Source organism: Thalassotalea euphylliae (genome assembly GCF_003390375.1).
In the GTDB taxonomy this organism is placed as follows: Bacteria; Pseudomonadota; Gammaproteobacteria; order Enterobacterales; family Alteromonadaceae; genus Thalassotalea_F; species Thalassotalea_F euphylliae_A.
This window is the reverse complement of sequence record NZ_QUOT01000001.1, coordinates 3356431-3379463: the sequence shown is the minus strand read 5'-3', so window position 1 is coordinate 3379463 and position 23033 is coordinate 3356431. Positions and strand designations below refer to the sequence as shown.

20 protein-coding genes are annotated in these 23033 nt (G+C 42.8%); 2 read left to right on the top strand and 18 right to left on the bottom strand.

The window, feature by feature from the left end:
- Positions 1–78 precede the first annotated feature (78 nt).
- The gene (locus DXX94_RS14850) at positions 79–957 is read right to left on the bottom strand and encodes a sulfite exporter TauE/SafE family protein (RefSeq protein ID WP_116017076.1); all 879 of its coding nucleotides are present in this window, start codon (positions 955–957) and stop codon (positions 79–81) included.
- 57 nt (positions 958–1014) lie between these two features.
- Positions 1015–1518 (bottom strand): YcxB family protein, encoded by a 504-nt coding sequence (locus tag DXX94_RS14845; protein WP_116017074.1) that lies wholly within the window; start codon positions 1516–1518, stop codon positions 1015–1017.
- 135 nt (positions 1519–1653) lie between these two features.
- Here DXX94_RS14845 and DXX94_RS14840 point away from each other — a divergent pair, with 135 nt between their 5' ends.
- Positions 1654–2490, top strand: coding sequence for an HDOD domain-containing protein (locus DXX94_RS14840; RefSeq protein WP_116018561.1), 837 nt, complete (start codon positions 1654–1656; stop codon positions 2488–2490).
- Here DXX94_RS14840 and DXX94_RS14835 read toward each other — a convergent pair.
- The 11 genes from DXX94_RS14835 to DXX94_RS14785 form a co-directional block, all read right to left on the bottom strand.
- Positions 2464–3654, bottom strand: a complete 1191-nt coding sequence (locus DXX94_RS14835; protein ID WP_116017072.1) for a CaiB/BaiF CoA transferase family protein — start codon at positions 3652–3654, stop codon at positions 2464–2466. The two genes, DXX94_RS14840 and DXX94_RS14835, sit on opposite strands and share 27 nt — an antisense overlap.
- Before the next feature lie 131 nt (positions 3655–3785).
- A complete protein-coding gene (locus DXX94_RS14830; RefSeq protein WP_116017070.1) occupies positions 3786–4289 on the bottom strand; it encodes a ClpXP protease specificity-enhancing factor in 504 nt (167 codons plus the stop codon).
- Between the two features lie 11 nt (positions 4290–4300).
- A complete protein-coding gene (sspA, locus tag DXX94_RS14825) occupies positions 4301–4942 on the bottom strand; it encodes a stringent starvation protein SspA (protein WP_116017068.1) in 642 nt (213 codons plus the stop codon).
- A gap of 206 nt (positions 4943–5148) precedes the next feature.
- Complete coding sequence (locus DXX94_RS14820; RefSeq protein ID WP_116017066.1) at positions 5149–5850, bottom strand: cytochrome c1; 702 nt, start codon at positions 5848–5850, stop codon at positions 5149–5151.
- Complete coding sequence (locus DXX94_RS14815) at positions 5847–7109, bottom strand: cytochrome b (protein ID WP_116001325.1); 1263 nt, start codon at positions 7107–7109, stop codon at positions 5847–5849. Before DXX94_RS14815 ends, DXX94_RS14820 begins: the two co-directional genes overlap by 4 nt.
- Complete coding sequence (gene petA / locus DXX94_RS14810) at positions 7109–7699, bottom strand: ubiquinol-cytochrome c reductase iron-sulfur subunit (protein ID WP_116001327.1); 591 nt, start codon at positions 7697–7699, stop codon at positions 7109–7111. Before petA ends, DXX94_RS14815 begins: the two co-directional genes overlap by 1 nt.
- Before the next feature lie 984 nt (positions 7700–8683).
- Complete coding sequence (gene rpsI, locus DXX94_RS14805) at positions 8684–9076, bottom strand: 30S ribosomal protein S9 (protein WP_116001329.1); 393 nt, start codon at positions 9074–9076, stop codon at positions 8684–8686.
- A gap of 3 nt (positions 9077–9079) precedes the next feature.
- Positions 9080–9508 (bottom strand): 50S ribosomal protein L13, encoded by a 429-nt coding sequence (gene rplM, locus DXX94_RS14800; RefSeq protein WP_116001331.1) that lies wholly within the window; start codon positions 9506–9508, stop codon positions 9080–9082.
- Positions 9509–9708: 200 nt separating this feature from the next.
- The gene (locus tag DXX94_RS14795) at positions 9709–10704 is read right to left on the bottom strand and encodes an aldose epimerase family protein (protein WP_116017064.1); all 996 of its coding nucleotides are present in this window, start codon (positions 10702–10704) and stop codon (positions 9709–9711) included.
- A gap of 858 nt (positions 10705–11562) precedes the next feature.
- The gene (locus DXX94_RS14790) at positions 11563–13311 is read right to left on the bottom strand and encodes a hypothetical protein (protein WP_116017062.1); all 1749 of its coding nucleotides are present in this window, start codon (positions 13309–13311) and stop codon (positions 11563–11565) included.
- Between the two features lie 196 nt (positions 13312–13507).
- Positions 13508–14383 carry an ATP-grasp domain-containing protein gene (locus DXX94_RS14785; protein WP_116017060.1) on the bottom strand — a complete coding sequence of 292 codons (876 nt, stop codon included), beginning with the start codon at positions 14381–14383 and terminating at the stop codon, positions 13508–13510.
- A 138-nt stretch (positions 14384–14521) separates the two neighbouring features.
- Here DXX94_RS14785 and DXX94_RS14780 point away from each other — a divergent pair, with 138 nt between their 5' ends.
- On the top strand, positions 14522–15373 hold the full coding sequence (locus tag DXX94_RS14780) for an HDOD domain-containing protein (protein WP_116017058.1): 852 nt from the start codon (positions 14522–14524) through the stop codon (positions 15371–15373).
- Here the strand turns inward: DXX94_RS14780 and DXX94_RS14775 are convergent.
- The 5 genes from DXX94_RS14775 to DXX94_RS14755 form a co-directional block, all read right to left on the bottom strand.
- A complete protein-coding gene (locus tag DXX94_RS14775; RefSeq protein WP_116017056.1) occupies positions 15357–16670 on the bottom strand; it encodes a hypothetical protein in 1314 nt (437 codons plus the stop codon). The two genes, DXX94_RS14780 and DXX94_RS14775, sit on opposite strands and share 17 nt — an antisense overlap.
- A 195-nt stretch (positions 16671–16865) precedes the next feature.
- Positions 16866–18008, bottom strand: coding sequence for a PQQ-dependent sugar dehydrogenase (locus DXX94_RS14770; protein ID WP_220348114.1), 1143 nt, complete (start codon positions 18006–18008; stop codon positions 16866–16868).
- Between the two features lie 38 nt (positions 18009–18046).
- Positions 18047–21193 carry an efflux RND transporter permease subunit gene (locus DXX94_RS14765; RefSeq protein ID WP_116017054.1) on the bottom strand — a complete coding sequence of 1049 codons (3147 nt, stop codon included), beginning with the start codon at positions 21191–21193 and terminating at the stop codon, positions 18047–18049.
- Positions 21190–22506, bottom strand: a complete 1317-nt coding sequence (locus tag DXX94_RS14760; RefSeq protein ID WP_116017052.1) for an efflux RND transporter periplasmic adaptor subunit — start codon at positions 22504–22506, stop codon at positions 21190–21192. The genes DXX94_RS14765 and DXX94_RS14760 overlap by 4 nt, the downstream gene beginning before the upstream one ends.
- Before the next feature lie 72 nt (positions 22507–22578).
- On the bottom strand, positions 22579–22956 hold the full coding sequence (locus tag DXX94_RS14755; RefSeq protein ID WP_116001347.1) for a YacL family protein: 378 nt from the start codon (positions 22954–22956) through the stop codon (positions 22579–22581).
- Positions 22957–23033: the final 77 nt, after the last annotated feature.

Below are 23033 nucleotides of genomic sequence, written 5' to 3'. Positions count from 1 at the left end.
GCTTAAGGATGTGATGGTGGCAAGAGTAATTAACTGCTTACTAGCTGTCAAGGGATTTGAGAACTATTCTCATTTATTCTACAAGGTCTCTGTTAGCCCTATCGCAATTAACCAAAATGCGAAAAATAATTTGAGCTTACGCGCCGACAAATAAGTCACCAGAGATTTTGCTAAGATACCGCCGATCACAGCGCCAGGGCCAGCGAAAATAACCACTTGCCAATAGACATTGAAGCTTATTAAGGTGTGTTGCCAAATTGCAGACCAAACGGTAAACGCTGAAACTACAACAGCGGCAGCAACGGCCATAGTGACATCAAAACGCCTAAGAATCAGATAAATCGCTAACACCTCACCTACCCCAACGGATAGCCAAGCGGTAATTGCGCCACCAAAGTAGCCTATGGCGATAATAGCTAGGTAATCAAAATATTGCAGTTTGCTCGATTCGCGTTTTGGCTTGAGCAGATAAACGGTTGTCACAATAAATAAGCCAAGCGCTAACGAGAACCAGCCAAAGCTTTGATGCAGGCTTGCTGGAGAGTTGACATTGGCGCCATAAATTGACCAAATCCCCGCAATTGCCGCAATACTGGTCACCGCAATAATGCGTTTAAAGCCCTGCCACAATACCAAATCACGCTTTTCTTTATGGTAATGGTGATACCAAGTGAGCGCGCCAGCGGTCATACCAAAGCACTGAATCGCAAAACTGGTAGCGATTGATTGAATCTCAGAGAACGACAAGTGGTTAAACATTGGGATAAATATTACCCCGCCACCTGCTCCTGTCGAGCTCGCAAAAATTGCCCCTAACACGCCCAATAAGCTATAGCTGATGTATTCGCTTAGTTGGCTGACAGGAAATCCAGACAAGCCAACGAGTACCACCCAAAGTAATGAGAAAGGTAGTAAAAATTTCGCAGAGAAAAGTGGTGAACGCGTCTGAGTTGTCATTACTTCGCTACATCAATCAATGGTTATTGTCTGTTGGCTGCTACTCGTTCGTTGTTATTAGCTTGCAGCTTTGCTGTGTTCTTGTGTAAATGTTTGTTCTTCTATAAAAGCGATGGCCTCAGCCGACAGCACACTTTTGGATAAGTATTGACGCTGTTGCTCAAGGTGAATGATAAGGCCATGTTCGGTATGCTCTAACTGTTTAATACTCTGCCAGTGATAAATTTGTTCAATAAATGGCGACGTTAACGCAATACCTTCGGCATTGACCTCTAGGTTAACCTGATTATTGCCACTTTTACCCAATAGTTGACGAGTAACCCACCACGCCCTGCCAAATCGAACACTCAGTGCTTCAATCACCGCTAAGGCAATTAAAAAGCTAGGCCAATAAGCACTGACATCAGGCACTGAAAACAATACCAAACCAATAACACAAAAAGCGATAGCCTTTTGATAAGCCTGCCATAACGACTTTTTAACTAGAGTTTGGTCAAAGCACTCAGTGAGGTAAGTTTTATCCAGCGTAAACGTGGTTGCGTAATGAAAAGGTTCAGCCATAACATCTCAGTATTTATAAGCCATGCGAGTTAATATTGATTGAATATTAACGAATATTCACCACCAAGCCTATTGTCTTGTGACAAAAATGCACTAAGGTGTAAATAACAGACGTCGCAATTAATGGAACTATTTATGTCTAAATCGCCCGCGCAATTTGCTCAAGCAGCACAAGAGCTCTGTGTGTTGCCAGATATCTACCTCAAGCTAACGGAAATGCTGGCTAATGATGAATGTAAACTCGATGATATCGCTGATGTCATTAGCCTTGAGCCAGCAATTGCGGCGAGCTTGCTAAAAATAGCTAACAGTGCGATGTTCAGCTTCCCTAAGCAAATTGACTCTATCAACAAGGCGTTGATTTTATTAGGGCTTAGCCAAGTGAAAAAGCTGGTCGATGCGTACGGTGTTACCGCTGCATTTTCGAGCATAAACCCTGAAATAACCGATATGGAGAGATTTTGGGAAATTAGTGTTGAATGTGCGCTTATTTGCCAGTTCCTTGCCCAGCGAAAAAATATTTCCAACGCTGATAACATATTCTTATCTGGGTTATTTCACAATTTGGGGCTACTGGCGATTGTACATAACGCGCCAGATGCCGTGCAGTTCTGCGAACGATATACCTCAAACGAAACACCCTGGCATCGCCAGCAAGAAACCTTCGGTTTTACCTTTGCTGACTGCAGCGCGGAATTATTAGAGCAATGGCAATTGCCGTTAACTATTGTCACACCAATTAAAGAGTTTAACCACGCGTTTCAAGAGGAGCTCGATGCGCCAAGTAATTTACTTTATGTCGCCTCTCGCTTAGCAGTCTATAACTCTCACCCTGGTTTGTACTCAAAAAAAACTATTGTTGGTCAACACATACTCGACAGCCTTGGTTTAACAGAAGAAGACATTGACGCGGCAATAGAGCATTGTAATGAGCAAGCGCTAGAGCTATTGGCGGCATTTCCGATTTATTAAACTTTCAAGCTCATCATTGTGTTCACCCAACAGTGGCGGCGCCTGTTGGTAATCATTGGGTGTGGCCGAAAACTTGACTGGGTTTGCAACCATAGGCACCTTACCTGCGCTTGCGTGTGGTAGCTCAAATTGCATCTGACGATGTTGCACTTGGGGGTTAGAAAAAACCCTATCCAGTGTGTTAATTGGGCTACAAGGCACTTGCACCCTATTAAAGTCAGCTAGCCACTCATCTAAACAGCGAGTTTGTAGCTGTTCGCCAATCAAAGTAATCAACTCGTTTCTATTGTTCACGCGTTGAGCATTTTCGGCAAACCGCGTGTCTGTCGTAAGTTCAGGGCAGCCAAGTACATCACAACACTTTTTAAACTGCTGGTCATTACCTACCGCAAGGAAAATATGACCATCTTTCACCGTAAATGCTTGATAAGGAACAATGTTAGGGTGTGCAGTCCCCATCGGTTTAGGCGCTTCCCCCGACACTAAGTAATTACTTCCTTGATTGGCAAGCATAGCTACCATGGTATCGAGCAAAGCAATATCGAGTTGTTGTCCCTCACCCGTTTGCTCTCGGTGGTACAACGCCGCCAAAATAGCGCTTACGGCATACATCCCCGTCATTAAATCGGCGACCGCTACACCGACTCTTTGTGGGCCTGCACCCGGTAAGTCAGCTTGCTCGCCAGTAATACTCATTAAACCACCCATAGCTTGGATCATGGCATCGTAGCCCGCTTGCTGAGCATATGGGCCATCTTGACCAAAGCCAGTGATCGAGCAATAAATCATCTTGGGGTTAATGCTTTTTATCGAAGTGTAATCCAGCTGGTACTTAGCAAGGCCACCTACTTTGTAGTTTTCGACAATAACATCAGCTTGCATCGCCAGCTCTCGCACTTGTCGCTGGCCAGTTTCAGTCGTGAAATCAATCGTAAAAGACTTTTTACCGCGATTGGCAGTAAGGTAATAGGCTGAATCTTTTGGATTTTGGGTATTTTCGTCTGTAATAAATGGAGGCCCCCAACTTCGTGTATCATCACCCGTGATAGGGCGCTCAATTTTCCAGACTTCAGCACCGTAGTCAGCGAGCACCTGAGTAGACCACGGACCTGCAAGAATACGACTTAAATCAAGCACCTTAATACCTGCTAGTGGACCAGCCATGTTGTACTCCCTTTACTTAATAAGTTAAGCAAGATACAAAGCCTGTTCAAAATATGCAATGTAGATCAACAAGGATTTTAGGTATAAAAAAAGCCGCAAAGCGGCTTTTTAGAAATGAAGATAAGTCGGCGTTACTTAACAACTTTTAGGCTAGGTCGGCCTTTTGCAGGTTTATCTTCACTTGTTTTGTCTGCAGTAGCTTTCGTGCCTGTCGCTTCCTTGCCTTCACCTGTGCTAGCTACTGGTTTTGATTCAACGCCAGCCAAGGCAGGTTTTGCAGGAACATCATCTTCTTCAACAACCTCTGGATGTTCAATTGGCAATGAGGTACCCGCACCATTTTCTTTGGCGTAAATAGCACCAATGGCGCCGTATGGCACAACCAAGTGTTCTAGCTTGCCACCAAAACGTGCTGAAAACTCTATGGCCGCTTCACCCATCACAATGCTGCCAACGGCAGAAGAAGAGATATTTAAAACGATTTGACCATCATTAACGAACGACATTGGCACCATAACACCATAAACACTCACATCAACCACAATGTAAGGTGTTAGGTCGTTATCAGATATCCAGTCGTAAAAAGCCCCAACGATATAAGGCTTATTCGACGTCATTTCTATTGGTGTAGACATAAACGTGCGAGTTACGCTGGGTTACCGAAACGTAATTCACGCTCTACTTCAGTTAGCGACGCTTGGAATGATTCACGCTCGAATAACTTCAACATGTAGTTTTTCAATTCTTGTGAGCCTTGACCAGCAAGCTCAATGCCTAATACAGGTAAACGCCATAATAGCGGTGCTAAGTAACAATCTACTAAGCTGAACTCTTCGCTCATAAAGTAAGGTGCTTCGTTAAGGATAGGCGCTACGCTTAGTAGGCTTTCCTTAAGTTCTTGGCGTGCTTTTTCAGCAGCGGTAGCATCACCTTTCATGATGGTTTCTGCTAGGCTATACCAGTCTTGCTCAATGCGGTGCATCATTAGACGGCTACGGCCACGAGATACTGGGTAAACAGGCATTAGCGGCGGATGCGGGAAACGCTCATCTAAATACTCAATAATGATCTTCGCTTCGTATAACGCTAATTCGCGATCAACTAAAGTTGGTACTGTACCGTAAGGGTTCAAATCAATTAGGTCTTCTGGCAAGTTAGCTAGGTCAACTAAGTGAATGTCAACACCGACACCTTTCTCAGCCAATACAATGCGTGTTTGGTGACTATACATGTCATCCGCGTGTGAGTATAAGGTCATAACCGAGCGTTTGTTTGCAGCAACAGCCATAGTATCTCCAAAGATATGCGTGATAAGTGCATGACTTACATACACTAAATAAAATAGACGTTACGGAACTCGTAACAAAGTGTTCTATGATACTAAAATTTGATGAAAAATTAAAACTGGTTAGACCAGATAACACACATACGTTTAGATCAAAAAAGGCAGCTTACGCTGCCTTTTTAAACTTGTGGTGCTAGTTCACTAAAAGATTAGTGAACGTCACGCCAGTATTCTTTCTTCAAGAAGTAAGAAAGCACAAATAGAATGAATAGGAAGCCAATAACCCACTTACCTAACGTCTTTCGCTCTAGTTTGTTCGGCTCACCAACGTACTCAAGGAAGTTAGTTAAGTCACGAGCAAACTCGTCGTATTCAGCTTCGGTCATGGTGCCGCCAACTGGTGCAGATAACACACCGTGCTCATCCATAGTGCGAATACCTTGCAGGTTCTGCAATACGTGTGGCATACCAACGTCTTTAAATACTTTGTTGTTTACGCCAAATGGACGAGACTCATCAACGTAGAAAGAACGTAAGTAAGTGTAGATCCAGTCTGGGCTACGGAAACGAGCTTCAAGAGTTAAATCTGGTGGCGCAGCACCAAACCATGCAGCAGCTTCTTTCGCTGGCATAGTATTAGTGATGTGATCACCAACTTTCTCACCAGTGAACATCCACTCAGCTTTACCTTCTTCGTCACTAATACCTAAATCAGCAAACGTGCGGTTGTAACGTTGGTACTGAAGCTGGTGACAACCAAGACAGTAGTTGATGTATGACTTAAAACCACGCTTTAGCGATTCTTTATCTGATAAGTCGTTATTCGCCACATCCAATGGAATGCTTGGACCAGCTGCGAATGCGAATACCGGCAATACAGCCAATAAAGTAATAAAAAGCTTTCTCATTATTTGGTCACCCTTTCTGGTACTGGCTTAGTGTTTTCATTCTTCGAGTACAACCAAATGGCTAAGAAGAAACCGAAGTAACCAATAGTTGCAATTGAACCTACTAAGTTAGCAGTGTCTGATGCTGGTAATGTACCTAGAATACCTAGGATAACGAAACAGATAGCAAACTGCGTTAAGTTCAATAAATGCCACTTGCTACGGTAACGAATTGACTTCACCGTACCACGGTCACACCAAGGTAACGCAAATAGTACACCGATTGCTGCGAACATTAATAAAGTACCCATTAACTTGTCAGGAACAACACGTAAAATCGTATAGAACGGACCGAAGTACCATACTGGCGCAATGTGCTCAGGTGTTTTAAGGCCATTTGCAGGCGTGAAGTTAGGCGCTTCTAAGAAGTAACCGCCGCCTTCTGGGAAGAAGAACATTACCCAACAGAAGAAAATAAGGAAACCAGCAACACCCATAATATCTTTTACTGTGTAGTAAGGGTGGAATGGAATCGCATCAACAATGTCGTACTTATCAGCGTACTGTTTGTGGAACTTGAACTTAGAAAGCTCTTCAGGCTTCATGCTGCCTTTGGGCTTCTTAATGTTCGTACCATCAGGGTTGTTAGAACCTACTTCATGTAGTGCTAAAATGTGCAAGAATACAAGTACGACAAGTACTAATGGCAATGCAATTACGTGTAGCGCGAAGAAACGGTTAAGCGTTGCACCAGAGATAACGTAGTCACCTTTGATCCACGTTGCTAAGTCTTCACCCACAACAGGTATTGCACCGAATAAGGAGATAATTACCTGTGCCCCCCAGTAACTCATGTTACCCCAAGGCAATAAGTAACCCATGAATGCTTCAGCCATTAATACTAAGAAGATTAGCATACCAAAGATCCACAGTAGCTCGCGCGGTTTTTGGTATGAACCGTACATTAAGCCACGGAACATATGTAAGTAAACCACAACGAAGAATGCTGACGCACCTGTTGAGTGCATGTAGCGTAGCAACCAACCGTAATCAACATCACGCATGATGTATTCAATAGAAGCAAACGCGCCGTCACCTGATGGCTCGTAGTTCATAGTTAACCAGATACCCGTTAGGATTTGGTTAACCAATACTAACATGGCTAGTGAGCCAAAGAAGTACCAAAAGTTAAAGTTTTTCGGTGCAGGGTACTGCACAACGTGTTTATTCATCGCTTCCATTACTGGAAGACGCTGTTCTATCCAAGCCAGAAAATTATTCATTATGCATCTCCTGGGGCAACACCAATTAGTAAGGTGTCTTCGTTAGGGAAAGAATGGTCTGGAACTGATAAATTAAGTGGTGCAGGAACACCTTGGAAAACTCGACCAGCCATATCGAACTTAGAACCGTGACATGGACAGAAGAAACCATCTTTAACACCAGCTACGTGTTGTTCGAAATCACCTTTGTGATGAGTAGGTGCACAACCTAAGTGAGTACAAACACCGAGTGCAACCATGATCTCAGGCTTAATTGAGCGATGTGCGTTTTTCACATACTCTGGCTGTTGTGGTTCTTCTGAGTTCGGATCACGAAGTTGACCATCATGCTTTGGTAATGCCGAAATAATTTCGTCAGTACGACGAATTACATATACAGGTTTACCACGCCATTCAGCACGAACTAGTTGACCAGGCTCGATTTTACTCACATTGACTTCAACCGGAGCACCAGCAGCTTTCGCTCTGGCACTAGGGTTCCAAGAACCAATGAAAGGCACAGCCACACCAACAACACCTACACCACCAACAACCGAAGTTGCAGCAGTTAAAAAGCGTCGTCGGCCGTTATTCACGGGCGCATTGCTCATTCAAATTCTCCAATTAATTTACAAACTCAATCACATAGATGATAATGGTTCTTATTCAAGCATTATCAGCCAGTTACTTGAGCTAACTAGCGACAAAAAAATTTTTTCGATCATAAAGAAAACCCCCTATTTTTACAAGGTAATTAACCCTTGTTTACGTGAGTTTATTTAAAATAGTGACAAAATATTTCAAGGCGAAAAACAGATTGGCGAAAGCTTAAACAATTTAAATTTTGGACATAAAAAATCGTTATATAGCCGCTTTTGATATCGAGAACTTGAATGATTATGTTGCGAGAATTGAACTAGTTAACTTGAGTTAGCTGCTTTGAGTAATCCAACCTTCTTACGTTCGACTTTGCGCTACTGCTAGAATGTACCGATCAGCACCTTATCGTTCGAACGACAGGCATAAAAAAACCGACATATAGCCGGTTTTTGACATCGAAAACGTAAATATTAACGTTTGAGCATCAAGGACGTTAACTTGGATTAGCGGCTTTGTGTAAACCAACCTTCTTACGGTCTGCTTCACGCCATTGCTAAAGTTTAACCGCGCAGCCCTTACATTCAGAGAACAACAGACATAAAAAAACCTGCATATAGCCGTTTTTTTGATTTTGAAAACGTAATATTAACGTTTTGAGAATTGAGGACGTTAGCTTGGATTAGCGGCTTTGTGTAAACCAACCTTCTTACGGTCTGCTTCACGCCATTGCTAAAGTTTAGCCGCGCAGCCCTTACATTCAGAGAACAACAGGCATAAAAAAACCGGCAGATAGCCGGTTTTTGACATCGAAAACGTAAATATTAACGTTTTGAGCATTGAGGACGTTAACTTGGATTAGCTGCTTTGTGTAAAACAACCTTCTTAAGCTCGACTTTGCGCTACTGCTAGAATTTATCTTTCAGCACCTTATCATACGAACGACAGACATAAAAAAACCGGCATATAGCCGGTTTTTGACATCGAAAACGTAAATATTAACGTTTTGAGAATTGAGGACGTTTACGTGCTTTATGTAAACCAACCTTCTTACGCTCAACTTTACGCGCGTCACGAGTAACGAAACCAGCTTTACGTAGGTCACCACGTAGTGCTTCGTCGTACTGCATAAGTGCACGAGTGATACCGTGACGGATAGCACCAGCTTGGCCTGTGCTGCCACCACCAGTAACAGTGATGTTTAAGTCGAACTTCTCTAATAACTCAACTAACTCAAGAGGTTGACGAACAACCATACGAGCAGTTTCACGAGCGAAGTATTCAGAAATATCGCGTTTGTTAATGGTAATGGTACCGTTACCTGCTTTCATGAACACACGAGCAGTAGAGCTCTTGCGACGACCAGTACCGTAATATTGATTATCAGCCATGGGTTACAGCTCCAAAACTTGTGGTTGTTGTGCAGCATGCTTGTGCTCAGGACCAGCATACACTTTTAACTTACGGTACATTTGACGACCTAAAGGACCTTTAGGAAGCATACCTTTAACTGCGAATTCGATAGCACGCTCAGGCGCTTTGTCGATAAGCTTTTCGAAGCTAATTTGCTTCAAACCACCAGGGAACTCAGTGTGCGAGTAGTAAATTTTACCTTTCGCTTTGTTACCTGTTACACGTACTTTCTCAGCGTTAACAACAACGATGTAATCGCCTGTATCTGCGTGAGGAGTGTACTCTGGCTTATGCTTACCGCGTAAACGACGCGCAATTTCAGTAGCGATACGACCAAGAGTTTTGTTCTCAGCGTCCACTACAAACCAGTCGCGCTCAATGCTTTCTGGTTTTGCTACAAAAGTTTTCATTTATAAAAACCCAAATAAAAATGTTACTAAACTTGATAACGCCCTAGCGTTATCGGTTCAAAAGGCTACGCGTTTACCCCTTCGAGTATCGAGCCCGTTGCTTACTCTCGGGAAAGAATAAGCTTTGTAACGTAGGGAGCGCAGGATTATACAGAACTCTTTTTAAAAGATCACGTACATTTTTTAATCTTTTGATAGTGTTAGTCGGCTTTTTCACTTTCCACCGAGGCTGGATTGTCGACCTCTGTCTGGTTTTTCACTAACTTGTAGCTAATACGCATTCTAAAGGGCTCTTCTGGCGTGGTGAGATAAAAAGGAAAATTGTCGATATTCGGACTATTTGGGTAAAATTGTGGTTCTAAGCAAATACCGCCAAAACTTTCGAATTTACCGCCTAAATATTTGCCTGTATACACCTGTAAACCAGGATAACCACTTGATACATGAAGCTGTAGTTGCTTATCAGGGCTGATCAACACGCCATGAGATTCATCGGCTGGCCTACAAACGACAAAATTATGATCCAGATTATCTTTTGGCTGTTGAGGATCAAGTACGCGTGGCTGTCGAAAGTCCATATTCGTACCATCAACTGGGCATATTTCACCAGTTGGTACATTGGCGTCATCGACTTCGGTAAAATTATCGGCAAATATTTGCAAAATATGACCTGACGCACTTTCACCAACACCGGCCAAATTAAAGTATGGGTGTGTTGTTGGACCGACCACGGTTGCTTGCTCAGTTATTACTTTCATATCAATATCTAACGAGCTGTCATTATTCAGGTGATAAGTTACCCAAAATACCATTGCGCCAGGATAACCATTATGACCATTTGCCAATTCACATTTTAGTGTCAGCACCTGCGCTTCTTGCGCCACTAACTCCCAACACATGTGGCTGATACTCTTGTCACCGCCGTGCAAATGGTTCGAGCCTTCATTGGCTTGTAAGGCAAACTCCTGTTCATCAATAGAAAACGCTGCGCCGCCAATGCGATTCGCATAAGGACCAACTATCGCACCATGATAAAACGGGTCATCTAAATAATCGCTAAGCGTTGAATAACCAAGAATAATATTGCGGTCTTGACCAAACACGTCGGTATGCCATTGCAATAAACGAGCGCCGTAATTAGAAATACAAACTTCATCACCTGCGTCGTTACAAAGTACGAAGGAACGTAACTCCATACATCTACCCTTTCATTTTCGGTGACTATTGCCACACTTTGTTTTCTTCTATATTAGCTGGCTTTTGAAATTAGGTTCAACGAATTAATAAAGATCGCGAAAGCAGAATATTTTGAAGGTTATGACAGCAAGTTATGTCATTTGCTTATGGCGTAGTGTTTAGTGAAAACAACGTATAGCTACTCCAGCAAAGAATTTAGCGCAGCCAATAAGCAACAGCATAATGAAATAGCTGAGTAGAATTGCCTCGCTCACCTTTTAACGAGTTCTTAAATTTATCTGTTAAACACACTGTCAAAAGAAATAACTCAAAATTAAATAAAAACAATTCTCATTTGGGTTTACTTTTGTTTTTTAGCTGTTATGATAGACCACGATTAGAAAATACCAAGAGCAATCTTGGAGCTGAAGCCCAACTGATACCGACAGGCAGTTGTATGATTTGTGAAGCATTAGCCCAGCTTCAATGGCTATCCCCCTAGCCAATACAAATTAATTGCCTTTAGGTATCTTTTTCAGCACGTTCAGCTTATCAAAATATACAGGTAAGCTACAGTTTCTATGATGGTAAATATGAATTGACGAGTATAGGTCGATTTGAGCGCTATACGTTAGGTCATATTTACAAAGAAAAGTTTCCAAGCAAGCTCAGCGGCTGACAGTGTCATGTGTGCCCTCAGATAGCACTGTTGGTTGGCTGAGCACCCTAACTTGATAAGTTAGGAATGAAACCAGTTCACTCCCAGTGAAATGTGTAAGTGATACATTTATCACAATGTTACTTTGACAGCTTCCTTGACGGGAAAGCCCACTACCTTAAGCCCACATTATGTGGGCTTCTTTTTATCTATTTTTTATTTACTGCTTGATAAACACTTGCACTTCATCAACTTTTGGCGTGCTATCTTCAGAAAGGTTCACTAAGTAAGAAAAGCCATTGTTCTCAAGAGTTAACTGATTTTGCGTACGCTGAGTGACAAATCGGTTGGGGATTTCGGTGCGCGGTTGACCTACATACAAACATTGCACACATGGTCTGCGCTGCGACTGATATTTATTACTTTCAAGTGTGTACTTGATCATATTGCCACGAACAAAGTCGACTATTAGCGAATTGCCATATACCCATACGTCTTTGTTTCTCGCTTTAGGAATAGTAATGGTCGGCAGTCCTAGGGTATCGACAACATCATCTTTTGAAATATTCCGCTTGCTCTCCAATAAGCCTTCGGTTAAATCAATAAACGTTGTACTGCCAGCTAAAGCAACAACACCTTGCCAATCAAATTCCTGATACCCTCTAAAGTAAATTGAGATACCGCTCAGCTGTTTATCATTTGCTTTATCCGCCGAGGTGTTACCGTTGAAATATAATCTCGTTAGTGTTTTACGTCCCTGAACACGCAAGGTATTAAAGCGCAATATTGGCGCTTTTAAATACAGCGCATTACTCACCTGCGATAATGTACTGCCAATTTCTAACTCTTTATCAATGGTGATTTCAGCACCGTACAAGGTATCGTGCAAAGGAATTCGATTGCTTAAATGGAGCGGTAATAGCCAATCCGAATGTTCGTAACCAACAAAGGTGTCGCGATCAAATAGGAATAAATGTTTGCGCCCGTATAGGAACGCACTTTGCTTGCCAGATACCCTAATAATCGCAGAGGGCTCTCCTAAAAGCGCTGTAACTTGTCGTTTATTCCAGCCCAACCGAGCACCTAAAATATCACCATTAACATCTATATTTTCATTTAATTGCGATGTGCTTGTTACCGCGTTAAAACTCGCTGCCTGTGCATTACCCTGTGACTTTGTGTTAGCAGTATTTGCGACTCTCTCAACGTTAGCCCTGTCTGCTAAGCTTTGCTCAGTTGTCGAGCTTCTACGCTGAATAGCGCGTCGCGGCGTTAATCTTTGAGATGTCAGTTGTTTGGGCGTTTTTTGTCGCTTTACTTGAGTCGCTACAACAGTATCTGCGGCTTGTTCTGCCACTACTTTTGTTGCCGAATTGAGTGTTGGGGCGATTGCTGAATTGGAGTCGGTAAATGTAGAACCCTTTAGTGTCGAATCAGTTAGCGCTAATTCGGCAGTTTTAATCGCGCCAGACTTAAGTAAAGCAATATTTGACTCACCTTTGGCATTAAAATTAGTAATCTTTCCACCAGTTGTCTTGGCTAGGGTCTCTTTGTCCTGACACAATACGATAGCTTCAGCCGTCATTCTGTGACGCTTTGCTTTGATTGTTCTTTTTTCCTGGGTTCGTATCCTGATTTCCGTTGTTTGGTAGTTCGTAATTGCGATGGCATCAGCACCCAATTTTTCAGCACGCTGTTTCAGCTGTAAAATAGCTTCATCTACGGAATTTTCTGCCCATTTGGCTGAGATCTTGGCATTGCGAGGGTAACTTTTCAGCTGCTGGTGCTCGGAAGCTGAAATCCCGCTAAAGCCAGAAACCTCACCAAGCACATGATAAGGGCAATTAGGGTAATAGTTTAAAACAACAACATTAGCTGGCGCGGAGTAAGTACTTGATTGGTTGGTATCAGAAGTGCTACCACAGCCCAATAGGGCCAAAGGGAGTAAGAATACTAAAGCTCGTAACATCACAATAATCCGTTATTTTTGTTATTTTAGTGATTAGCATGCATGTAAGAGTGAATGATTAACCTCGTGTCAACCCAGCGTAAGTAGGTAACAAGCACGATGTGGTCAAAAGTGCTTAACATGCAACCTACTACGCTAGCGAATTTAGCTAATTATTTCAATAGCGTTACTTGGTAATAATCGCTATTGGCTCGCGTTATATTGACAACCTTTGCATCTTAGCTACGAAAGCCTGAGCAAAACGCGTAGCTGAGTTATTATCCATATTAAAATACAAAGAAGGTTCGATTAACTCAGCCTCCATTAGCGCAAATGAATCACCGCTGCGTACAAAATCGACTCGCGCGTATAATGGCATGTCACTAATTGCAGCAAGTGAGAGGTTTGCTTGACGCATTAATTCTGGCTCAGGTTCAATCGCTGCCAAACGGCCACCGTGCTCTTCTTGGACGCGAAAGTCATCCTTTTTAGGTGTTTTTAAAATCGCGTGACTATAGTTGCCATCAAAATAAAACAGTGAAAACTCACCTTCCTCAATAACGCTTGCCATAAACGGCTGAATCATAAAATTACGACTAGCAAAGGCCTCTGTTAATGCTACTAAACTGTCTTGATAACTGGCTTTTTTTAGCCAAAAAGTATTATCAGCATTGGCTGAGATTCGCGGCTTTATGACGATTTGTTCAACACCAAAATGTTCAAAAAATGCCGGAATCTCACTACCATCAAAGTGCTCTCGCCATAAGGTTGGCACTATATTGACGTGTTTTGCTTCAAGCTCTTTTAAATAGCGTTTGTCGATATTCCACTTCATCACCACTAGGCTGTTTTCAAGGTGGGCTGTGGATTGCTCTATCTTCTCAAGAACAGCGATAAACTTGTCGGCATCGTCTTGATAATCCCAAGGGGAACGCACAATCACTGCATGAAAATCATCCCAATCAACTTGATCATCGCGCCAAGAAACCATTTGCATTTGCCAGCCAAGTTCGGCCAGTGGCTCTTCAAGCAGGTGATCATAAGCTTCAAAATCGGCCAAACTGTCCATAGATAAAATTGCACAACGTTTCATTCTTGCTCTCGTTCTTTTTGCTTTTCGGGCTTTATATTGCATTAAAAACTATTGAATACAAACATTGGGCATGATTTTTTTTATCGGTCGTTTTACTATAGGCGGATATCTGTATTTTCAAATGATTTTCAACCCAAGATGCTACAAGTTGACGAGTCGGTTTTAAAAGACATTGGCCGTGGTTTTTCTGTTCCAGCTCAGCCGAGCTTATTGCTCGAGCTGCAAGAAAAAGTCAAACAAGGTGAACCGAACTTAGACGAAATTGCCGAGCTTATTGCTCAAGACATTTCTGTAAGTGCAAAAGTGCTTAAAACCATTAATAGCCCGCTGTACGGTCTATCCCGAAAAATAGCTGACATTCCAAAGTCTGTTAAGTATATCGGCCTTAACGGTATTGTTTCGTTAGTCACCAGTGACTTAATTCGAAAAAGTTTTAACCAGCAGGGCTGTAGCATATCGCTTGAAAGCTTTTGGGATAACGCTAGCAATATCGCTAACACTGCGGTATTTATTGGGCAAAAGCTCCGCCGACGAATAGCCAAAGAAAAACTATTCACACTTGGATTGTTTCACGACTGCGGTATTCCAGTGATGGCAATCAAATATAACAATTATCAGCAGGTGCTCGATTTCGCAGAAAAGAACCCTAGTGAAGTGATCACTAAAATTGAAGAAAAGGCGTATCAAGTGAGTCATGCAACGATAGGTTACTACGTCGCAACGTCATGGCGTCTGCCAACAGATATTTGTCAGTTAATATTGCGTCACCACGAGAGAGACTTTCTTGCGAAACTCGACGGTAGCGAAACGCAACTTGCGTTTGCGATTTTAAAAATGGCGGAAAATATTGTTCACCAGCACAAATATTTCAGGCCATCATCAGACTGGCAATACCTGCAAGACAGCATATTCACCGTACTAGACTGCGATGAATATGACTATCAAGATTTATTAGAAGACCTCGACGAAGTACTCACTTCAACTCGTTAATTCTTAACACTTGTTGGCTTACTCTGCGACGTAAATGTAAGTAAGCCAGCGTAACTATCACTAATAAAGTACCAATAACACCGATAAGTACGCGGTAGTTTTGCAATGTCTGGTTTTGCGCCACTAGTTGCTTATGCACACCTTCCGAATTTAAGCGGATCACTTCATTGTTGAGCTTAGCAACCCCTAACACTTTGGCCGCTTGCTGCTGCCGAATAAGTTTATCGTTAGCTAAATTAAAATAACCTTGCTGTGCCTTATTTAAGGAGCGATGATCTTGCTGGTATGTGTGCCAATGAATCAGCAACTCATAAAGCCCTAAACGGCTAATTGCTTGTTCACCATCATTAGCAATATATTGCGAAAAGTGTTGTTTTATTGTCTGCTCCATGCATTCGTACTGGGCTAATTGCCAGCACGACAAGCCCTTAAGAATTGCTAATTTCTCATCAAACGAGGGAGAGCTAAAATCAGTTTTCTCAAAGTACTGGCTCTGCACTGTTAATACTTTGCGGTAATCAGCTTGCAGGTAAGCTAAATAGCTTTTTGCATAATGAAACAAGTAGTGTTCGAATTCACTTTGTGAACTCGCTAAGCGCTCTTCATACAATGCCAAACGTTGCTCTGCCAAGCTGAGTTCTTTTGCATCCAAATATGCATCTATCAAATTAAACAACGTGAGCAAGTAATCATCAGCAGCCAATTGTTCACTTAATGCCAGTGCCTTTTCTGCTTCTTCAGCAGAAAGCTGGTTTTGCTCTAACATGTAATACACAAATGATAACTGGTTGTGAATCACCAATTGTAAGCTCAAACTATCCATATTGGCGGCGATTTGATTAAGCTCATATAAGCGCTTCAGTGCATGTTGAGTGTTGTCGTCATAAACATTGCAGAACGAGAAGTAATTCAACTCAGCACGAATAGAAAGCAGCTCGCTATTGCTATTCATGCCATGCGCCATCGAAAGCTTTGCAGCCGCACAGCTATTGTCATCGGCAATATTATTTAAATTAACACTTTGCAATATATAGGCGTAAGTCAGTTGTTTGCTAGACAAGTCTGCAGGCTTTGATAGCACAGGGCTCAATGCCTCGATGGAGGCTTGATGCTGATCTTGGCAATGTAACAACACCGCATTGATTAAGCCATCAAGCGCTGAATCTTGTTGCGCTATCGATTGTTTGTATTTAGCCAAGGTATGCTTACAAATGTGGGGGTCTTCTACGTCAAACGAAGCACCAATAGCAGTATTGCACAGCAAGAAAAACGCGGTAAGAACGCGAAAAATATTCATTTAATTAATAACTTGAAATTACTGTTGTGTCGAAATAGTTAATTATAGTTCCCAAACTTCTGAAAATAAGGAACTTTTTGTTAAAAATATGCAAGATGCTTTAACAACATAAAGCATGTGCTAGCTCGCGTATTGGTAGCGAGCTAGCATTATAAAACACAACCATTAAGTATCTTCAGCTGGGTTAATTACCCATTAATTTTTAGGCTCAATACGTTTTATACCGCCGCCATCAGTACCCACGTACAAATAGCCATCGTTACCTTGCATAAGACTGCGCACTCGGCCAATACCTTCAAATATTTTTGATTGACCTTTAACACTATTTTCCGTCACATCTACCAGCACTAAGTAATGAAACTTCAGCGAGCCCACTAATATTTTACCTTGCCAATGTGGGTATTTATCACTGGTGACAAACACCATACCTGACGGTGCTATGGAAGGCGTCCAATGGTGCAAAGGCTGCTCCATGCCACGCTTTTCAGTGAGTTCTGTAAACTTACTGCCACTGTAATTAACCCCATAGCTAATCACTGGCCAGCCATAGTTTTTACCTGCCGCCACTAAGTTAATTTCATCACCACCTTTGGGTCCGTGTTCGTGTAACCAAATTTCACCTGTTTTGGGGTGCTTTGCCATACCTTGCGGATTGCGATGACCATATGAATAAGTCGCAGTTTTTGCATTTGCTTGCCCGACAAATGGGTTATCTGTTGGAATGCGGCCATCATCATGAAGACGATACACTTTACCGCCATCAAGTGATAAATCTTGCGGCTTGCGATCACGTTCACCGCGATCACCTATCGAGAAGTAAACATAGCCTTTATCATCAAAGGCAATTCGACTACCAAAGTGGTGGCGCTTAGTCGTATTATCACTACCTTTGTAAAGCATATTTTGATGCGTAATGGTAATGTTTTTGGCGTCATATTTAGCACGCATCAAGGCTGTGTTTGTACCTTCACCTTCCCCTTGAGGGCTCGCAAAAGTAATGTAGAGCCAGCCATTCTTTTCGTAATCTGGGTGCAAAGCAATATCGAGCAAACCGCCTTGCCCTTGGGCAACAATCTCAGGTAGCCCACCCACTTTGTCGGCAAGTAATTTGCCATCACGTATCACTCGTAATTCGCCTTTGCGATCAGTCACTAGTAAGTCGCCACTTGGCAATTGTGTCATTCCCCAAGGAATCTCAACGCCTTGAGCGTACATCTTGGTTTGGTAATGCTTTTGATCACTATTGTCAGCAATTTGTGGGGTTTCAAAGGCACCACAAACTGCCGATATCGTCATCGCACCAAGGAACAGCGATTGTTTTAAAAGCTTATTCATCATAACTATCTCTTTTTTATTTTATGGGTGCCCCAAAAGCCTTACGACAATGGGGCTTGGTTAGCATCACCCAAGTTGGTATTCTTTTTTGTAAATAGTCCTTGAATATCTTCCTTAATTAAATACAAGGCGGGAATTAGGAACAAGGTAATAACTGTCGCGAACATAATGCCAAAACCCAGTGAAATAGCCATTGGGATAATAAACTGCGCCTGCAAGCTACCTTCAAAGTAAAGCGGGAATATACCAAAGAAAGTGGTTAGCGAGGTCAACAATATTGCCCTAAAGCGCTCAGTACCGGCGTTAATAACAACATCGATCATGCGTTGGCCAGTACCTTTAGCACGATTAATAAAGTCAACTAATATCAAGCTGTCGTTAACCACAACACCCGTCAGTGCGATAAACCCATAGATCGACATCATATTAATGGTTTTACCCAATAAAAAGTGCCCGACAATAGCACCAATAATACCAAACGGGATCACCGACATAATCACCAAGGGTTGCACATAAGACTTGGTCGGAATGGCTATTAAACCATAAATTAAGAACAGCGCACCTAAGCCGGCAATGCCAAGTTGGCGCAAGAAGTCTGCCTGCTCTTTACTTGCTCCTTCAACACCATAGCTAACCGATGGGTAATCCGCCAAAATATCTGGAATGATTTCTTCATTCATTTCAGAAAGCACTTTGCGCGATTCAATTTTCTCACTGTCGATATCCGCAGACACCGTAATCGAGCGTTTTTGATTCACGCGCGTAATGGTTGAAAACCCTTGCCCTAAGCTAATATCAGCCACTTGATAAAATGGTACCTGCTCACCACTGCTGGTACGAATCCACATATCCTCTAGATCCGTTACCGATAATCGATCTTCTTTTGGATAGCGCACCATCACTTTAAGTTCGTCGCGGCCACGTTGAATACGCTGTGCTTCTTCACCATAGAATGCCTGACGCACTTGTTTCGCTAAGTCTGACAGCGTTAAACCTAGCACTTCCGCTTCAGGTTTAATGCTTAGTTTAATTTCTTGCGAGCCACGACTAAACGAGTTGCGAATATCATAAACGCCATCATAAGCGCCAAGCTTATCCATAATTCGCTCTGCTGCCGCCTCTAATTCAATATCGTTGCGACCCGTTAACTGAAACTCCAGCGCAGCACCACCGCCAACGTTAGTACCGGCAAAAAAGCGAATTTCTTTTGCGCCAGGGATTTCGCCAATTCTTTCACGCCACAGTTTTTCAATATCATAAGCGTTTAGCTCACGTTGTTCAGGCTTGACTAGCTCCAATAAAAAGCTCGCACTGGTATTTCCGTTAGTAAAAACCATGGAATGCTTAATAAACGAAACGCCATCAATTTTATTCTCTTCGGCAACATCAAACGCCGCTTGCTTGATACGCTCTATCGCTTTGTTGCGCTCACTCACAGCGCTGCCATCGACCAAGGTTAAATTACCTTGAATAAAGTCACTCGGTACATTCGGAAAGACTTCAACTTTGACAAAAGCACCAATAATTAACCCAAGTGCTAACAGTAGCGCCGCAATAAAGGTCGCAATTGTGTTGTAGCGAGCCACTAACGCTTTTTCGAGTAGAGGCTTGTAGGTATTGTGAATAAAGTTGTCTAGGCCTGCTTTAAAGCGCATTTGAAAACGCTCGAACGCATTGGGATTCTCTTTTAACGGCACATATTTCATGTGTGCTAAATGCGCTGGCAATATCCATTTTGATTCAATTAGCGAGAATATCAGGCAAAAAGTGACGACAAGCGCAATGGCACGGAAAAACGCAGCAAATGTGGCATCAATAAATAACAGTGGCGCAAACGCAGCAATTGTTGTTAAAACTCCAAAGGTGGCAGGCATGGCAACGCGAAGCGTGCCTTTAATCACGTTGTCAGTGGAATGGCCCGAACGCTGAATTTCTGTGTAGGCACTTTCGCCAATCACTATCGCGTCATCAACCACAATCCCGAGCACCATAATAAAGGCGAATAAACTAAGCAGGTTAATTGAGACCGACCACTCGCCCATAATTGGCATTAAAATAAAGGCACCAAAAAAGCTGATGGGAATACCCAGCATTACCCAGAAAGCAACGCGCAATCTTAAAAATAGTGTTAACACCAAGAACACTAATAACGCACCTAACATCATATTGGAGATCATCATGTCTAGGCGATCTTTCAGATAAAAAGAGGAGTCTCCCCAAGCAGTAAGCTTAGCCCCTTGCGGCAGTTGCTCGTTCTTTTTCGCAACATAGGAATGTACTTGTTCAGCGATTTCTAAATCGTTCTGATCACCGGTAGACTGCACCATAATGCTCGACGTGTTCTCGCCATTAAATCGTGCGAAGTCTTCTCTTTCAACAAAGCCATCAACAATATTAGCAACGTCTGCAAGTACTAAACGGGTGCCATCTGCAGCGGTGCGCAGTACCAAGTCACCGTATTCCTGGCCGGTATAGGCTTGCCCTTCAACACGCAAAGAAATATCACCGCCGACCGTTTTAATGGTACCGCCCGGTAAATCGATAGATGAACGTCTAACCGCAGCGCTTACTTCATCAAACGTCAGATCATATTGCTGAAGCTTTTCTTCAGATACTTCAATACTGATTTCATAATCACGACTACCAACCACTTCTGCACTATTGATGCTAGGCAATGCCATTAATTCATCACGAACATCTTGCGCCATGTTTTGGCGGGCACGCCTGTCCATATTGCCGCTTACCGAGAGCCAAATAACTTGCCCTTTAAACTCTTGTCGCGTCACTATTGGCTTTTCTGCCTGCTCAGGAAAAGTGGTAATAGCATCAACTTGCTGCTGTACTTCGTCTAACTTTTCAGCCATTGAGTACCCAGATTGCAGCTCAATAACAACACGACCAACCCCTTCGCTAGCAGTCGAGACCATGCGTTTGATGCCTTCAATATTCTCAACCGCTTCTTCGACTTTGAGAATAACTGACTGTTCAACTTCTTCAGGTGCTGCTCCTAAGTGCGGCACTACAATTTGAATACTATTGGGGTTAAATTCAGGAAACATTTTTTTGTTTAAGCCCTGAAACGAGATAAACCCAGCAATCAGAATGAACACCATCAACAAGTTGGCAGCGACACTGTTACGGGTAAACCAAGCAATGATCCCTGTAAATTCTTCTTTTACTTGTGTCATACACCTGTTCCCTCAGTACTTCCTTCCGCTTCTTCTTGAGCACTTTCTTCAACATTGCTATCGCCAGCAACTTGCTCTTCAGTTTTCGTATTTTGCTCCGGCTGCCACTCGCCATTCACACGTAGCGTCATTCCTTCAACAGGGGTTTCTAAGTTAGTCAGCACTAGGCGATTATTCGCTGCTAGCGCTTGCTGAGAATAAACGTAATCAAAGTCAGAGCGCAGCACTGGTACTTGTTTAATATGTAGCTTGTTGGCTTCGTCAATCAGGTAAATAGTATTCGCGCTATGCACCGCGCCTCGTGGGATTGCGATAACCCCATCAACAGACTTACCAGTGATTTTGGCGTTAACAAAGGTGCCGATACGAATTTCGTTTGTTTGGTTAAGGTCAAGCACGCCATAAGGGTCAACAACTTGCGCAACAACGTAATGAACACGAGATGAAGTGTCGACAACCCCTTCATAACGAGTTAGAAATGACGCCCACGTTTGGCGAGAGTTATCAACCTCTGAGAAAAGTTCCACGGCAGAGCCTTCACTGTGTACTTGATTAATTTTAGGTAAATCAAGAAATGGCACATCGCGCAGTTTGACTGGCAAACGCACTTCGGCATAATCAATGGCAAACGTATCGGCTAGTGCAGCACCAATGGTAATGTACTGGCCAACGTCAACACGCTTAGCTTTTAACATCGCGTCGTATGGGGCAACAATGCTAGTACGCGCCAGTTTTCGCTGCGCTTCTCGTAAATCGGCTTGGGCGGCAATTAAATCGGCTTTAGCTTTTTGTAGCTGGGGAATACGCAGCGCAAGGATTGGCGCTTGTTCAAGTGTTTTACCGGTTAGTAGCCATTCGTCTTTTGCTTGATCAGAGCGTGCTTGTTCTGAAACCAGCTCAGCTTCTGCCGATTCTAAGCGCGATTGCGCTTGCAGCACTTCCACTTGGTAGGTGTCGTCATCTATTTTAAGTAGCTGTTCACCTTTTCTAAAAAAGCCACCAACGACAAATTTATCCGATACTTTGCTGACCATACCCGACACTTCTGAAATCAACACAGTTTCAGTACGTGGCATCACAGAGCCGTGACTCGCAATGGTAAATTGAACATCGGTAGGGCTAAGCGCTAGTACATCAACTAGTGGCGCACGAGTTTCAACCGGCTTTTTCGGCGGCTTTGGCGCCATCATACCGACAAGAATCAAGACGATGATGGCAGCAAATATTATCGCAATAGGCGTTAACACATAGCGTAAGGGCACCATACGCTTTTGGCGTTTAGGCGTAGATTGATTAACAGCAGAGTTAGACATTGAGCGACACCATAATTTATTAAAATATTAACTTTCAGTATGTTACAAGCTAGCCAAAGCCCTTACAACAAGTTAATTTTTTGTAAATTTTGCCCATGACAACAAAATTTGACGAAAATCGTCCAAGCCACAGGCACTAACAGTTTCGCTGTCGATATGAAGCTCTTGCACCGCTAACTCTTCGGGTAAATCTTCGGTGCCATTTAAATTAGTGTTGGGCTGAATAAAGGCATCTTGATCAGTTAACGTAACTGAATATTCGCTGCCCGTTACGGTAATTTCATGCTGGTGTTTACGTTCAATTTTTTCAATGGCAATTAACAACGCCGATAACATTTCGGCGTTACCACCGACTTCCGTTTCCAGCCAAGGGCCAATCATTTGTTGTTCAAGTGAAAACAATGCTTTCGCTTGCCCTGAAATAGGGTCATGTCTGAATTCGTATTCCATAAGTAACCTAACACGTATAAAAAGTGGGTAGCTGATACTGCTGTGTAACTCGATATGACGCTACCCATAATGATGAT